The sequence below is a fragment of the Pleionea sediminis genome (assembly GCF_007570825.1).
GTDB classification, from domain to species: Bacteria; Pseudomonadota; Gammaproteobacteria; order Enterobacterales; family Kangiellaceae; genus Pleionea; species Pleionea sediminis.
This window is the reverse complement of the sequence record NZ_SUNB01000005.1, coordinates 55728-71850: the sequence shown is the minus strand read 5'-3', so window position 1 is coordinate 71850 and position 16123 is coordinate 55728. Positions and strand designations below refer to the sequence as shown.

Here is a 16123-nt window from a genome sequence, read left to right as displayed (position 1 = left end):
GAGATATTTGACTTTGGAGTTAGTCTGAACTATCCCTTTAAAGTCAATGTTTTACGAGGCTTTGGTTGCTCTCTTTACTATGTCTATCAGACATATTTCAAATAACATGACATATAAGTAGAATAAAATTGATTCGTATACTGCTTTTTCTGGCAATTACAATTCTATCCTTCCTTAAACCGCTGCATGCTGATGATGAAGTGGTAAAGGGACGTTTTGTTGTCAGTTTTGTTGCTAAAGAAGAGCAAAGCCCCTGGCTCGTGAGTGCATTAGAAAAAAACGTCTACAATGACCTCGCCGGTTACGCCCGAATTATTTCCGTCAACAAAGACAACAACGAATTAAGCCAGTGTCCAGAACGCTCGATCTCCTGCCTGATAAAACTGTATCAAAAGTTAAACATCGATGCCTTAATGCTAGGCGAAGTCAATAATTCCGATATTGACTATAAAGTGTATGATGTTCGAGAAGAAAGCTTAATCGAATCTGGCTCTGTTGCCATAGGTACCGACTCTTCAATGCTGAAACTCCGAATGGAAGCCTTCGCGGCATTCAAACCATTTTTGGAGAAAGGTGGAATTCTCGAGCAACGAAAGTTCACGACTCAACTCAACAACGAATTGAATGAGGCTGAAACATCGGAAACGGCCTCTTTTATCACGAAATACCGAAACTTATTTATTATCGCTCTCGCATTATTTATTAGCTTTCCTTATTTCCTATCGTTTTTAGGAAACTCTCGTAAAAATACCGAACGAGTCTTTATCATCCGGCAATATTTTTTACCCTTTCTGCTGGTCAGCTATTTAATCATTGGCTACCCATTTATTGTTGATTACTTTCAACTATCCGATTTTATTGAAGGCCTGTTAAATGACTTTGCGCGATATCAATGGTTATTTCCTACTTTCGCCGGCTTTGCGTGGGGCTACTTTCTTATAATCAACTTAAAAATAGTTGTTCCCAGCTTGCAAGGCATTGAGCGCATTACACAAACAACAATCTTTCCGCTTATTCGAGCTTTTTCTATTACTTTATTGATAAAACTATCCTTTGTTTTACTCTTTTTTTCGGGCTACTTCTATGGAATTTACACGTTTTGCCAATACTTAAACTTTAACGACAAAACAATCTTTCTCTATGTATTTCCACTGTCGGGATTATTTATTTGCTACTGGCTAGGTTTAACTCTTGAAGTTTTTGCGATGACTCTTGATGTCAAGCTGGTTGATGGTCAGTTAGACTTTAATAGCATGTCCCATAAAAAAATAAAGAAATATTTAATCGGTTACTTAAAACGCAATGGCGTCACTCTAAATAAGCAACTGGTTGATAATATCGTTTTTCTTCCAGGAAAAAATAAAGGTGTCATTAGTTACGGCGGTGGCTTTGGCAGGCCGCGTATCGTTATCGAAAAACGACTGATTGACTTTGCCATTTCTCGAGACACAGAAAAAAAATTAATCAAACGAAAGTATCGCCACACCAGCGCTTTTAATCTGCAACCCAATTTAAATCCCGATAAGAAGAAAAAGCTCTTTTCCATGAGTGACCAGAAAAGAGAATCCATCATAAAAAAAATTGCCAGTTACTTCGCGAGCGACATAAACCTCCGTCAATCCCATTCGAATAGTCGAGCAGGAAAAATTAAAGGGCTAATCTTACCAGAATTCCAACCACAAGATGATCTGCCATCGCTTATGTCGGATAACTTCGATGATATGCAAGTTGTTGAAGCTTTACTCTTGGAGGATGCACTACTTAATGAGCCCTATGACGAAGATGCTGAAATCGATGATGCCAGTATGGATGATAAAGACTTCTTGTTTGGCATAATCATGCACAAACTGGGCGGTCTGTTACGTAATGAACATATATTCTCAACACCTTATTTCTACTTTCGTTATAAAAAAGGCGAAAAAAAGAAGTCGTACAACTTTTTCTTTTCGCGTTATTTTTCAATTATTTCAGATACTTTTGTCGTATTGAATTTTGGCCTTCACCATTTAATCCAGCATCTATACTATCAAGTTAGTGAGGATGCTAAATGTTTAACAACGCGACGTATGTCTAACTATGTATTAGAAAGCCAAGATAAAATACTAACGGCTGTAAAAGAGGTTGTTGATAATAGAAAACCTAAGTTGAGCCGCACTGACGAATATGACCGAATTGTCTGGTTATCAAAGTTTTGTGCGCACCCACTGAACGAAAAGAAAAGTGTTATTTTACGACGTTCAATTAAGTGGGCATCCGTACTCGCGTTTGTCAGCCTGGTGGCATGGATTGGTTTTGAGTCCTATCAATACCACCCAGAATATTTACGAATCATTCAGGACGAAGAGCAAGCAATTCAAGAAGCCATAGAAAAATCCAAAGAGGAAGAAGAGAAAGACAATGACGAGAGAAAATGACGATTTAGAAGACGTGAGTAATCCTGACGCATCAACAGAGGATACAACATTAGACGACTTATCGTCGCAAGATGTATCTGCCGATGATGACAACAAAAAGTCTAAAGGCACTTTTTTTCCATCTTTTAATAAAAGTACACGAGAAGTTAAGCAGTCAGCCGCTGGAGCAGGTTTTGTCGGCTTGATTGGTTTTGGAATTATGTTACTCGTTGCATCGGTTTTTTTTATTACCGAAAACTATTTCATTTCCATGTTTACCATCTCTATTGGCCTACTCATTTATGTCACAGGTCTTGCACTGATTAAGTTGATGTTTTCATCGTTCATAATCTTTTTCTCGTCAAAACATCTGAATGAACGAGCCTCTAACATTCAACAAACGTTAATCGCACTGCAAAATGAACTCAACATTCAGCGCGGCCGAGATGGCAGTGTCGCGGTCGGACTGGTACGACAAGGATCGGCCATTCGATTACCCGACAATCCTCTCTCACGTGATATTCAAGAAGTTGTTTCATCGGGTAAAAACTTTGATTACGCTGAGTTTGTTGCTCACTCTTACTACGTTGAGTGTCACGAACTTTATGAGTCTTCCACATCTAACTTCGATTTTGTTTCCAGTGTTATGCCTCTTTTTGGTCTCATAGGAACAATTATCGGATTGATTATTATGTTTGATAGTTTAGGTTCTGACGTTACCGTGGAATCCTTGTCACCACAACTTGCATTAGCACTTAAAACTACTCTTTATGGCGCAATATTCTCGTCCATCTACCGCATAATAGGAACACGGTTTGAACGCCGTATGGTCGACTTAGACTACGATTACGAAACTTTCTGCCGCGCATTACAGGTCATCATGGAAAATAAAAACACCATTGAGGTGGAATGATGAATAAGTTTGTAAAGACTGAAAAAACAAGAAATTCAGGCGCCGCCGCCTGGCAAGTGATTTATACCGACTTGATGACCATCATTATGGTATTTTTTGTCATACTTTGGTCTTTGAATCAAGGCAAGGACATTGGTGTCAGTGAAACTATTGGCGATGTTACCGACCGCATGTTGAATTTGCCCGGAGATGTACTCTTCGCTCCTGGAAAATCGCAAATCTCCCCTGAAGGTAAAGAAGTTTTCAAAGAATTGTTTTATGACGAAACGGGTCAAGTGCTTAACTTCCAAACAGGAGGATTGACCAAGCGGATGTTGATCATCCATGGCCATACCGACGGTGACGGTAAGAAGGAAAACAATTTTAACCTTGGATTTCAACGGGCCTACGCCGCTTACGAAGAATTAAAAAACTACAGTGATGACATTTCTGATCATGCTGTTATTTGCACACACGCCGATAACACAGCGGTGCAAGAAGTACCCGACTTCGAAGGTAAAATATCGGAAGCTCAAAGACAAACCTTAAGAGCAGCAAAGTCGAAGAATCGACGGATTACCATTGAAGACAAAATAATTAATAAGTTTGACCTCGAATGAATCAAAACTCCGATCTAAACAGTAACAAAAAAGGGTTGATCAACATCAATGTTGGCACCAACTCCATTGTTATTCTTTTAATTGTATTTGGTCTTTTGTTGCTCGCTTATCGATCCGATGTCTTAAATTTGGATTATTTAAAGAGTTTAAACCAAAGCCTTTCGTTTTTTATTGGCTTATTCTCCATAATTTTGGGTAGCGTATTTTTCAAATTTTGGAGCTTTGATAGAAAAAGTAAGTTCTTGCTTCATTTAACTGAGCCTAAAAATATTCCCAAAGGCTCAACCACTCTATATACAAAGAACAACTTGAGCTTTGCCATCAGCTACTTATCAAAAGTAAATGCGCAAGAGCTGCCTTTAGTTTTACGTCAGCTAGGTTGTATCTCAATCTTTTTCTTATTGGCATTAATTACCTTGGACAACCGTGGCTTTAGTAAAGTGACTGACTTACCCGGAGAAATTTTACAAACGTCTTCCGACTTTTGTCCTGAACAACTGGCTGTTGTCGAAGAACAGGTTCCCAAAGCAGGCTGTGCATTAATTCTTAAGGCTTTTGAGCTGGGATATGCCAAAGACCTGGGAGAATGTGAACCGGAAAAGGTGGAGGTTGAAAAGCTCAAGGTATGCGAAAAACGCCGCAAAGAAGAACCCTATGCCCATTATTTCACTCGACAAATTACTAGCTTCATCGACAAGTCTGTCGTATTTTTCACGGGTAACGAGGTGAAAAACATTAAGAAAAAGTTTGAAGCACAACTCGATCAAATCGAAGCACTCACAGATTATCAAAGATACGCCATTAGTGCCGCTCCTCGAGCGTCGCACCATATCTGGACCAACTTACCTTTTCCAAAGCCTGAGTATTTGCACAAAGCGATTGAAACACTGTTACCTGGACAATGCTTAGAAGATTTCCAAAATCAAACTAATACGATTAATGCTACAGATGATGAGAAGCGTAAGTATAGCCAGTATCTGGAACACGCTTATGGCCAACTGTTGTTCAACCCCAAAGTCAATATCACCGCCGGATTTTGCAAAGAATACACCATTCACTGGAATGCCGAGATAGATACTTGTGAACAATTAGCCAACAACCCAACAAGTTTTTTAACAAAAGAAAAAGTGTTGCCTGAAGTTGAACTTGTTTTTAAGCGACACGATTTGGCAAAGACAATTTTATCGCTTGATGAAAGCTTAAGAAAACTTGACGATGTAGAGCCTATTGACTCCAGCAAAGAGACAGCTAGTGAATCAAAGAGCGATGACAATACCAAGAACACCGTTTTTAACAAGAATAAGATAGCGAAAAGCGAGCAACAACTGCGTGATAAAAACGAACTTGTCAGCTTTCAATGTTTCATGCGTAGAGACGATGGAAAGAGTAAGACTTCGCAAACAACAATAGAATTGGCAGATACTCAATTTAAGGTAAATACTCGGTTTTTTCCAATAACCGATGATGGCCGAGACCCTCAAATACTCATGTATAAACAGTTTTCGAGCTCTATGGAAAATAAGTTTCGTTATACACAGTACAACAGTCAATCCAATATCAAGCTGAAAGACGCCGATAGTGAAAGTACCGCTATAACGGAGAATGAGTTTTTACAACAACCCTCATATCGTTTAACGCGTCTGGAAGTGCTTAAAGACGCCGATATTTTTCTCGGCAATGAGTGGATCTTAAAAAGAGACGATCTTCTCGAAGTCTATCCATATCATGTTCACCTTAAGAACTACGTTGAGAAATTCCGCGTAGAGTATATAAAGAATCATGGACGCCTATGAAACAGCTGACTACTCCTTTAATTTTGTTAGTTTTTTGTGGATTGCTCGCGGCAGAAACAATGCCCTATCAACAACAGAGTCGCATTGATTACATTGAAAAGGTTTTAGTCGCGATTACCAGTGCTCAAGAAAAAGATATTGATAACGTTAATAGCTATATCAATGTTGTCGATCGCAATAACTGTGCCTCCAATCTGTCGAGCTTACGGACCCAATGTTTGATTCAATACGCGATGGATAATTGCAAAAGCTTAAGAAGTCAAAAAAAGAAGCTAAACTGCGAGCTCTACTCCGATATAATTGTGGTTAACAAGCTCAGTGAAGTGGTATTTATTCCTCGTTCAGAGCGATATCAAATACTAAAGAACAACACTGGCAATTCACGGCAAATCATCGTCAACAGATTGGAACAAAAGTACTCAAGACTGGTCACCCAATTTTCTTTAACACCAGAGGCAAACTGTAAGGGCGATGACTATCAATGTTTGGCGCAAGGGCTTGATAAGTTTTGCCTCGATTATACCAACCAGAAGAGCCTATCCTGGCAATATTGCATGAGTGCTATCGTTTGGTTTATCGGAACAGCACGATAAAGGAGCAGTGAATCGTTATGTCTGAAAAAATGAAAAAGTTATTCGCCAAAGAAATGACGAATATGGATGCTGCGGGATTATTACGTCATGAAATTAATGTCAGTCAATCGGATGGCATGCAAGTTGACTTTGGTGAATTCAAAGCACATAACTTTATCGATAATGATTTTTTAGGCTGGCGCACTAATGAAGAACTCCAGGCTACGGCGCTAGATGCGATACGCAAATACGGCATGGGCAGCACGTCATCCAGAACATTTATAGGAACTCTGGACTTATTTAAGTCACTCGAAGAACGATTGTGCGAATTTTTATTTCTTGAAGATTGTATGGTTTTCCCCTCGATCTACACGGCAAACATGAGTTTGTTTGAACCTCTTACCAGTGAGCGTGACGTAATATTTCTCGACGAAATGACAAATCTCACCTTAGTTGACAGTATTCGCTTATCGCGAGCTAAAGCGGTGTATTACAAAAATAAAGACGATGAGAATTTGGAGTACCATATTAAGTGCTCCGAAAATGCTCGTTTTCGAATGATCGTTACTGACGCAGTTTTTAACGCCAATGGTGAATACGCAAATTTAGAGCGCATTCAAGAATTCAAAGAATCTTATGATGCCATTAGTGTGGTAGACGACAGTCTTGGCTTAGGTATTTTGGGTGAGAACGGTCGCGGTCTGTTCAGTGAACTCAATTTACAAGATAAGCAAGATTTGGTCACGGGTTCATTTGCAAACGCACTGGGTCACGTTAGTGGTGGATTTATCGGTGGTGATCGCACCTTGATCAACTGGCTGCGACAAAGTGCTAAACCCTATATTTTATCGGAACCAATTGCCCCCGTTAACGCCGCTGTCATTATGAAAGCAATCGATATTCTGGAACAAGATGTATCGGCAATTGAGCAATTAAAAAGCAATGCAAATTATTTAAAAGAAAAAATAGCCCTTAAAGACTGGAAACTTTTATTTAACGATCATCCCATGGTGAGTATTGTTGTCGGCAGCACTCTGAGAGCGCAAAAGATAGTCGAATACTTGTTTGTTAAAAATATTCTTGTAAGTGGACTGTGTTATCCGAATACTCCGGAAGGAGAATCTCTTATTAGAATCCATGTATCCGCGTCGCATACGACAGAGCAATTGGATATTTTGGTTGAATATCTGGATGAAGCAATTAACTTTATTGACTAGTGAATTAAATGCAACAATGGATACGTAAAAATATGCTCAAAGATGAAACAGCGATGCGACTATCGGCTTGTTAGGCATCAAGAGCATAGCTCTCAATACAACCATCAATTAATCGTGAAAAATCGCAAGATATAGTTTAGTCTTTAATAAGAACTCAAACTTTTTTATAAGCTAACCCTTTGAAATTTATAAAAAAAGCGCACCCAGTAGCAAAGATTAATTTTTTGCCACGTTTGTTGGCTGCCTATACGTACCTTTTAATCGCCGGAGTGGTCAGTGGTGAAAGGCTCGTAGAGGTTCCGGCGATATTTGTGCTGATCGCCGGTCTACTATGGCCCTTTACCGCTATTTTATTGGCTGCCAGGTGGACGACAAAACGCCAGGAAGTGATTAATATGCATATCGATGCGGTGTTAACATCGTGCATATTTCTCATAGCGCCAGGAGAAGAAATTCTTTTCGCTGTGTTACTTGTCTTACTCACCAACGCGACATTTATCGGTGCTTTAAAGTTACTTATAAGCACGATAATGCTCACATCACTCGTGTCATTTGGTGGCATGTATTTATTCGACATTGATTGGGCGGTAGTACCCGGATTTGCTCGCCTACTCATCATGTCGTTCTTAATTCTCTACTTTATCTTTTTCGCATTTATGGGATTTAAACTGATCCAAAATTTTCTCAATTTAGCCAACAAAGTAAAACAAATATCAAGACGGGATCCATTAACCGGGTGCTATAACCGTCTTTATCTCGATAAAGAACTGCCCAAAGAAATCAATCGCAGTTTACGCATTCACTACCCGCTTACCGTTATCTTTGTTGATGTTGATCACTTTAAAAAAATAAATGATTCTTATGGACACAGCGTAGGAGATTCAATCTTAAAGTCGTTTGTCGATATTGCACAAACCTGCATTCGGGATGGAACAGACTGGGTGGCACGATTTGGGGGCGAAGAATTCGTTATCGTCTTAACAAATTCAGACTCAGAGAAAGGTGTACTGGTCGCAGAACGAGTGCGCGAGAGAGTTGAGCAATACATATTTCGACAAGACGATATTGAAATTAATATTACGTGCAGTTTTGGCGTTGCCGCGCTCGAAACTTTCGAGCGACAAATCAGAGCAGAAACACTGCTTAAACAAGCCGACGTTGCTTTATATATTGCAAAAGATAGCGGCAGAAATCGGGTCGAATTATGCGAACGCCACAAGAAAAAAGACTAAAAGTGTTAGCCATTAATGTTTGTTTAACCAGGCGGCAACTTTTGGAAAATGATCCATTTCACTTTTGGGGTGAGTCAGTATATTAATATGATCATAATCCACGTGGTTTCCCGTTGCTTTCGATAACAAACTAAAATCCGCATCAGGATTATGACATTCTGCCATAAATACCTTCACGTCTTTTTCATGGCCTAAAGCCTTATCTTTAAGTCCGGTAATGTGCCAGGTCGGTGGCCAATCATAATGTTTTGCTGCCGACTCATAGTCAAAACTGTCTACAGGATCCTGCCATGGTCCAATCTTAACCCAGGATACACCTTCTTTTAAGGTATCAAGCGTTTCACCATCAGAACCTATCTTCAATTTTTTCGCATCCAAGTAACCTTTTCTTTTTGCGATCCACGGCGAAAATCGTTTCCAAATTAGGCTGATTTTTAACAATCGTTCAAAATTCCAAACCGTTATCTGACGCTTTGTACCAAAACATAAATAGCTTTTTATCTTACTTCTCAACTCTGGAAAACGCACCATGGTACTGGCAGCCAATACGCCTCCCCACGAATGACAAACAATATGAACCGGTTGATTGGTTTGCTGATGGATAAATTCAATCAATGCCGGAATATCTTCAGTAATTGAGTGATACTGTCCATGATTTTGAGACTCATACAAACTCGGCTGACTCTGCCCTCGACCGCGAAAGTCAGCAACAAAGACATCTAAACCTTGTCTGGCTAAAAAACTTCCCAGCCCTTTATTGGATTCCGTGTAGAATATTTTTCCATTTTCTATAGCACCATGGAGCATCAAGACAGGTGCTCCACCATTATCACGCCAAATATGGCGTAGATGAAGCTGGTGGTCAGCAACTGGAACAAATAAAGATTCTTGGTACATAAATGAGAATATTGCGTTAGACGAGATTTGATGGTGAGATTACAGAAGTTTATAGATTCCTTCAACTTCTTTGCTTATGAATCTATTAAAACAAGACTGAATAGCAAAAATCAATCGTTCCAATTAAACGACCTCGTTATGAGGTCGTTTAAAACTCAGAAACACTGTCACATTAAGTGATGTTATCTTTACGAGCATTAAAGTATTCTTGATAACGTTTTTCAGCATAATCGAGCAACTCTGAACTGCGTTTTAATGACTTCTGCTCTTCGGGATATTCTTTTTGCAATACTTCCTCGTTAGGCAGTTGGCGCATAATTTCCAGATACAGCTCTTGTAAATGATCGGAGTCACTGGATAAATCAACCGACTCATCGCTTTTTGGTACAGTAATACCGTCAAGTGGATCATCATTTCGAGCTTTGTCTAACGTCAAAACATGGCTTAAACTCGGAGCCGCTGCATCACGTTTGGTCAATGAAGGTAAATCAAAACGTTCTTCTATCGTTTTTAATATCGAAGTATGATCAAGTGGCGTACCACTTTCAGGAACTCGAAAAACCGTTCCCGCTTCAATATAAGGCGAGACTAAAACAGCAGGAACTCTTGGCCCAAAGCGCTTAAAGTCAAAGTCGTATTGACCATGAGTGTCGTCTGGAGGTGTTGCATTTTCAGGAGGAGCGACATGATCATAACAACCACCGTGTTCATCATAAGTAATGATCAACAGTGTTTTTTCCCACAAAGGCGATTTTTTTAACGTTTGATACACATCAAATATTAATTGTTCGCCCCGCGCAACGTCGTAATTAGGGTGTTGACTATTGCCATTTTTGCCCCATTGTGGTTCGAGGAAAACATAATTCGCCAAAGATCCTTTTTTCGCAGCATTTTCAAAATCAGAAAAAATTCCAAAATGACTGTCATCAGCATGAGTAATATCAGAATAAGAACCTCGACTTAATGGCGGTTTGTCGTAACCATAAATTGACCACGATTTATTATGTTTTGACATAAGATTAAAAATAGTTGGTGCGGTATATAATTTATCTTTATCAGTCAGTCGACCTTGCGAGGTTCCCATGGCTGCAAATGCTCGATTAGGTAATGTTTCCGTCGGTGCCGAACAATACCAATGATCACAAACCGCATAATTCATTGCCAAACTGGATAGCACCGGTAACATATTGGGCGGAAACATTCCCATAATATGATCTGGTTTCGTTCCCGGTAGAATCGACCAGTCGGACGTCTTCTCCCAACCGAGTGTGTATTCAAAGTTTTTAACAAAGCCCGAGTTATCGGCTGGCTTTATTGGCTCTGGCGCAATATGGTCACCAAATAACTGTGCATTTGTATTAAAATATCCCTCTCCTGGATCCGCTCCTGGCATAAAGTAAGCGTATTTATCGTCGGGCTTGATCTTAAAAACACTAACGGAGTTTCCTTTTGAGTCAAAATTAAACTCCTCCCCGGTTAATCCCTCGTAATCATGTCCTAATGGTGATTTATTACCATGCTCATGATACAAATAACCCAACATTTGATCGAATGAACGATTTTCTAACATTAACACGACAATATGTTCTATTTTTGACCAAGCTGACTTTGACATAGTGAGATCCTTTTTATATTTACTCGAAAATAATTAAGTGATTAATGAACCGCTGCAGGTTTTAATAAGGCATTCGACAAACTCTTTTTAATTTTTAGCCAACGTTCATTCGCCTTCTGCTGAAAGTAGTGCGCATCTTTGCCCTGAGTTAAAGCCATTTTGTGCGCGCTGAGTGCCGTATAATGAATGGCTGTCACATTATAGTTTTTACTATCTTTGAAAGCAGCTTGTACATCTTTTACGTTTTTTAACGTATCATCAATAAAGACAATATTTTTAATGTCACCCGACTGAGTCTTTGCAAGCAGACAATGAAGCATGGATCCTTTATTCTGCCCTGCGACATACATAATACTGGATTGGTAATAAGCCGAACGTTCAGCATTACAATCGGTTGCACTAATCGGTCCAGCAATACTTGAAATATCGCTTTTAAGTCCTTTTAAACCGCTATTTTGAATGAGTGAAAAAAATGATGATGCATTTTTCTTTGCTTCACTTTTTTTCTTATCCAACAACAAACTTTCAAACTGACTTTCCGTCGCCGATAAATTGCTACCACCACGAGCCGTTAAAACCACCAGTTTGACACCTTTATCACTGAGCTTAGTTAATATTTCAGGTACAGAAGTCTCGGTATAATCCATATCATTCAACGATAAAAGTAACGCTGCCTTTTTCAATAAATCCGCCTCGTCTTTTGCGATTCGATATTTTGCGTTGGGAGTATTCAATAAAGAGGATTGCCAACTGTACCAAGCGGGCCCCCCTAAGTATTGACAATCTTTTTTATTAGCTTGATTGGGACAACGCATCATGGTTAATGTGTCATCATCATCCATCACTAATAAAGTATGTTTATATGAGGAACCTTGTTCTTCAATAGCCGACTCCACGGCTTTAAATGAGTCGGCGGTTTTAAAGTCTGACGATGCTTGTAACTGAAACGAGCACAGGGTTAGCACTCCGATCAGATAACTTATTTTTCGTTTTATTGTCACAGCCATCTCCTTCCGATAAATGGGTTGTTCAAGTTAAGTTCTATTTCACCAGGTCACTAGGCATCTTTAACTATTTTATTAGTTACCTTTTTCCCTTTCTTCGAATTCTTTTTGGCTTGTTCTCCTTTGCTTTTAGCGCTCGCCTTTTTCTTTAGCGATTGTTTTTCAGTGGAGGTTTTAACACCATAATAAGGTCGTCGAGCGATATAAGCCTGATGTTCAGGGAACATTGCCATATAAAACTCACTCCAGCCGCCTTGACGAACCCGTACTAAGTCGTATTTTTCAGGATACACCTGTGCATTAGCGTAGGTTGTCGGATTAGCTGTGGTAACCGTCAATAGATTCGAACCAATTTTTCCTTGCGCAAACTGTTGAATAACCTCCTGAAGATCGTCTGGCTTAAAATCTTCATAAATATTGATATCAACCGGCGACGCATTAGAAAGCCCATAGTTAATAGAAGGCACATTCCAGTCGTCGAGTCCTTTATATATGTCGTGAGGTTCTGACATCGGCGGCATGTCCGATGGACTTGGAGCTGGACAGAAGTCATCAGCAATAGGCTCACCGGCCAGTCTCCCGTCGGGCGAAGCCCCCATACCCACACCCAAACCAAGATTGTCTTCAAAGGTTCCAACACCCGGAGTAACCGTAAATTCAAATGGTTTGCCTTTTATAGAATATTTTTTCTTTAAATTATCGTAAGCCTTTTTGACTGAAGGAACCGGGTTTTCAATTCCATCTCGTATAATCTTGACGCAACGGTCAACCACTTTGTCGGCAAGTCGTTTAAGTTCTTCACACTGTCCTTCACCAAACTTAGGAAGCTCCAAAGATATTTTTCTCAATTCTTTGTATCGACTAGCATTTGCTTCCGAACGAGCTTCACCAGCAAACTCATTCTGAAACGGCTCTTTCATATCTTCGCCCCAATTGTTCCATAACGCTTGCAATAATTCCGGTAACGTAGTGACTGCCGATTCTTTATCAAATACCATTTTCTTGATCGCGTATAAAGAATTTATCGCATTGGTAATGCCACACATCATAGGAGCAACGATATGAATTTCAGCACCACCATTGGTCATATCTCGACCCGACTCCATACAACCATCGGTCATCGATGAAAATAAAGGGCTGGGACAAATTTCCCATAAGGAGCCATAACTGTTCATTAGCGTGTTATAGAAAGCTGCGATTTGCCATGTGTACTGACGATAAAAGATATCTAAGAACTCGCTAAACGACCTAATGGTTTCGGGTGGTGGAGAATTCCAACCATTTTTCATACCACGTAGATGAACCCATCCTGCACCAGCAATTGTCGCGCCCTGATTCATTGCCATACCAACCACCGGTAAAATTGGAACATAACTGAACGCCCATTCACTGCGTCCTTGAATTACCGGCTCATAACATCCATCACAAACGTAATCTCTAGCATCTTCAGGCTTTATTGGCCCGCTGTCTAACAATCCTTTCACTAGCTTATCGTCATTCATTAAAATAGGATGAGCGCCGCCAGACAATATGGCTTTACTCGCTTCTTCAATAATGTCTTTATGCTGTCCTTCATTCATATTCTTATGCACACGCAAAGAAACACAAGGTGCATTAAGAGGAAGACGACGCGCTGCTTTTAAACAAAGTAACGTAATATGATTACACCCATCTTTTGGCGTTTTCGAATTAGTCGGTAAATAGCCACCCAGGGTGACTTGTTGTACCCATTGGTTTAAAGCAGAACCTTGCGGAAAGTTTCCTGCGGAATAAAATACAGCGCCGGTGCCATAGGTTAGATAATCTTGCATGTGCTGCCGGTTATATAAAACGGTTTCATCCATTTTCAACCAAAAAGCATCAATAATTTCCTGCGCTCCTGCACCGTCGAGTTTACCCGCTTTAATATCGGCCAAATAAGGCTCTATTAGATATTGATCAAGTCGTCCTATCGACATGGGTTCGCCGGTTTGATGTAATGCACAGTTAATGATAAAAATTAACTGTAAGCTTTCGAGTAATCCTTTAGGCTTTTTTGACGCCAGCTTAGTCATTCTTTTAGCAATAGCAGCATAGTTATCACGTTCAAACTTAGCCGTCTTAGGCGTCGACTCCTCCAACGACTTGGCTAGTTCCGCATAACTTAAAATAAACGCTTCGAGTCCTTCAAGAGACCAAATTACCGATTGATAAAAAGCACGTGTTTCTCCGGTCGAACCTTTTAACTTTTGTTGCGCTTCTTTTAATAACCCACCGACACCCAAACGCAATACTTTTTTATAGTTAGGTATATTGTGTCCGGTAGCCGAGTACTCATTTTTCATTCCGAAGAAGCCTTCTATTTTTTCTTCTTCGTTTAAATACTCCATAACTTGAGTACCACTGCCCAAAGTGAGAGGCGGCATATTCCCCACTAAAAGTTCATAGGGTTTTATATTATGTAATCCTGCCAACTCTCGATACTGCTCTTGCAACAAGACATCGGAAAGACTAATTTTTATTGCCAATCCTTTACGTAATGCCGCCGACTTACTGGTCGCGTACTTTTGGTATTTTTTCCATTTATCATTGCTTAAATGGTCTCTCAAATGTCCAGGCGATGGCATAATTTGTGGCTTTTCCCAGGTATCATTCCAGCGACTAAAATTTTGGCTTAACAGTAATAAAATCCGATCGCTAAATTCATCACCATCTTTTCGCAATTGAGTCTGATGCAAAAAGTCACGATTATTGTAATACATGTACCCATTAGAACTACGGACATCGAAATACTCATTCTCAGGAACTCGAATACTTCCTTTAGCAGGTGCTAATTTAATGATTTCTGCCGAAGGAACAAACCAGAAATTACCTGAAGTTGCATGTGTATTGCTGAGCATTTTATCTTTAATAAAGCCTTTTTCCGGCCCAACAATATTAGTAATTAAATCGTGATAGATATTATTGTCTTTGGCGTAAGCGACAAAATAGACGCCTTCTTCTTTACCATTGCCGGTTTTTGACTGACCATAAGGCAAAGCCTGTCGTAAAATACGGTCGGTCACACGCTCGCCGTTTACCTGTCGAACACACTTTATGTGGCTACGATCATCGTGCATTGGAATGATGGCGTCATTAACATTTCGACCGATCATATCTTCTTTTTCAATTTGATTTTTATCGTCTAACTGTGCCCAGTTGTGTTTAAACTTTTGCTGTAATACGAAAGCTGAGCCGCGATAAAAAGCATCTTCATCCCCTACAATCACTCGGTTCGATAAATTAACAGGATCGACTGGATTGATCATGGCATCGCGGAAGCGTCCACCAAACACTTTTCCGCCATGCATTTTATGAGCTGGAGTGTGAATAATCTTTTCTGTGACAGGATCCAACGCCTTTTCAATAGCTTCAAAAATTCGCTCACAACTTTTGTTGGTCGTTCCTTTAATATGAAACCAAAGATCCCCTCCAGAATTGGTAAAGGGTTTGTCATTAAGTAACGCATGATCGGGTTTACTTTTAGGTACGGGCATTTTTAGTTCTTTGCACCAACGAGTCCATAGACAAAAGTCCACACCTCTTACACAAACCACCTCGCCTTTCGATTTTGCGCATAATTCATCGGTGAGCTTTACAACTTTTAACCAACGCTCGTATAAGTCATCGGTATCTTTCTTAATAAAGAAAGTCGCAAAGTGACCATATTTGGGAAATTCTGCGATACCTTCCTGACCAAAGTTAAGGTTAGTGACTTCTGCACGCAAAGGGGATGGACGGTTTTTAGTCATAAGACTCCTCCGTGAATAAATTTTAAAATGATAAGGGCTAGCAATAAAACTAGCAGGGATTAACAAAATGACATTTCGATTACGAGATAAAGTTACTTTTATCTCATATCGAAAAAAG

11 protein-coding genes are annotated in these 16123 nt (G+C 39.8%); 7 read left to right on the top strand and 4 right to left on the bottom strand.

Annotation, left to right across the window (positions count from 1 at the left end; genetic code table 11):
* Positions 1-128 precede the first annotated feature (128 nt).
* From FAX86_RS17030 to FAX86_RS17000, 7 genes are all read left to right on the top strand, one after another.
* Positions 129-2414: a hypothetical protein gene (locus FAX86_RS17030; protein WP_144394683.1), complete on the top strand. Its 2286-nt coding sequence runs from the start codon at positions 129-131 to the stop codon at positions 2412-2414.
* Positions 2398-3306 carry a MotA/TolQ/ExbB proton channel family protein gene (locus FAX86_RS17025; protein ID WP_144394682.1) on the top strand — a complete coding sequence of 303 codons (909 nt, stop codon included), beginning with the start codon at positions 2398-2400 and terminating at the stop codon, positions 3304-3306. The genes FAX86_RS17030 and FAX86_RS17025 overlap by 17 nt, the downstream gene beginning before the upstream one ends.
* Positions 3306-3905 (top strand): OmpA/MotB family protein, encoded by a 600-nt coding sequence (locus FAX86_RS17020; RefSeq protein ID WP_205859241.1) that lies wholly within the window; start codon positions 3306-3308, stop codon positions 3903-3905. The genes FAX86_RS17025 and FAX86_RS17020 overlap by 1 nt, the downstream gene beginning before the upstream one ends.
* Positions 3902-5698 (top strand): hypothetical protein, encoded by a 1797-nt coding sequence (locus FAX86_RS17015; RefSeq protein WP_144394680.1) that lies wholly within the window; start codon positions 3902-3904, stop codon positions 5696-5698. The genes FAX86_RS17020 and FAX86_RS17015 overlap by 4 nt, the downstream gene beginning before the upstream one ends.
* On the top strand, positions 5695-6291 hold the full coding sequence (locus FAX86_RS17010; RefSeq protein ID WP_144394679.1) for a hypothetical protein: 597 nt from the start codon (positions 5695-5697) through the stop codon (positions 6289-6291). Before FAX86_RS17015 ends, FAX86_RS17010 begins: the two co-directional genes overlap by 4 nt.
* 17 nt (positions 6292-6308) lie before the next feature.
* On the top strand, positions 6309-7487 hold the full coding sequence (locus tag FAX86_RS17005) for an aminotransferase class I/II-fold pyridoxal phosphate-dependent enzyme (RefSeq protein ID WP_144394678.1): 1179 nt from the start codon (positions 6309-6311) through the stop codon (positions 7485-7487).
* Positions 7488-7666: 179 nt separating this feature from the next.
* Positions 7667-8719, top strand: coding sequence for a GGDEF domain-containing protein (locus tag FAX86_RS17000; RefSeq protein WP_144394677.1), 1053 nt, complete (start codon positions 7667-7669; stop codon positions 8717-8719).
* Positions 8720-8731: 12 nt separating this feature from the next.
* Here the strand turns inward: FAX86_RS17000 and FAX86_RS16995 are convergent, their stop codons facing one another.
* The 4 genes from FAX86_RS16995 to FAX86_RS16980 form a co-directional block, all read right to left on the bottom strand.
* A complete protein-coding gene (locus FAX86_RS16995; RefSeq protein ID WP_144394676.1) occupies positions 8732-9616 on the bottom strand; it encodes an alpha/beta fold hydrolase in 885 nt (294 codons plus the stop codon).
* A gap of 172 nt (positions 9617-9788) precedes the next feature.
* Positions 9789-11231 carry an alkaline phosphatase family protein gene (locus FAX86_RS16990; protein WP_144394675.1) on the bottom strand — a complete coding sequence of 481 codons (1443 nt, stop codon included), beginning with the start codon at positions 11229-11231 and terminating at the stop codon, positions 9789-9791.
* 41 nt (positions 11232-11272) lie between these two features.
* Complete coding sequence (locus tag FAX86_RS16985; RefSeq protein WP_164503645.1) at positions 11273-12232, bottom strand: DUF2608 domain-containing protein; 960 nt, start codon at positions 12230-12232, stop codon at positions 11273-11275.
* 56 nt (positions 12233-12288) lie between these two features.
* Positions 12289-16005 (bottom strand): Dyp-type peroxidase, encoded by a 3717-nt coding sequence (locus tag FAX86_RS16980; protein WP_144394673.1) that lies wholly within the window; start codon positions 16003-16005, stop codon positions 12289-12291.
* Positions 16006-16123: the final 118 nt, after the last annotated feature.

What these genes read in the sequence shown, in the direction of transcription:
- FAX86_RS17025 (WP_144394682.1), top strand. Translation starts at nt 2,398, where the DNA reads ATGACGAGAGAAAATGACGATTTAGAAGACGTGAGTAATCCTGACGCA.
- FAX86_RS17020 (WP_205859241.1), top strand. Translation starts at nt 3,306, where the DNA reads ATGAATAAGTTTGTAAAGACTGAAAAAACAAGAAATTCAGGCGCCGCC.
- FAX86_RS17015 (WP_144394680.1), top strand. Translation starts at nt 3,902, where the DNA reads ATGAATCAAAACTCCGATCTAAACAGTAACAAAAAAGGGTTGATCAAC.
- FAX86_RS17010 (WP_144394679.1), top strand. Translation starts at nt 5,695, where the DNA reads ATGAAACAGCTGACTACTCCTTTAATTTTGTTAGTTTTTTGTGGATTG.
- FAX86_RS17005 (WP_144394678.1), top strand. Translation starts at nt 6,309, where the DNA reads ATGTCTGAAAAAATGAAAAAGTTATTCGCCAAAGAAATGACGAATATG.
- FAX86_RS16995 (WP_144394676.1), bottom strand. Translation starts at nt 9,616, where the DNA reads ATGTACCAAGAATCTTTATTTGTTCCAGTTGCTGACCACCAGCTTCAT.
- FAX86_RS16990 (WP_144394675.1), bottom strand. Translation starts at nt 11,231, where the DNA reads ATGTCAAAGTCAGCTTGGTCAAAAATAGAACATATTGTCGTGTTAATG.
- FAX86_RS16980 (WP_144394673.1), bottom strand. Translation starts at nt 16,005, where the DNA reads ATGACTAAAAACCGTCCATCCCCTTTGCGTGCAGAAGTCACTAACCTT.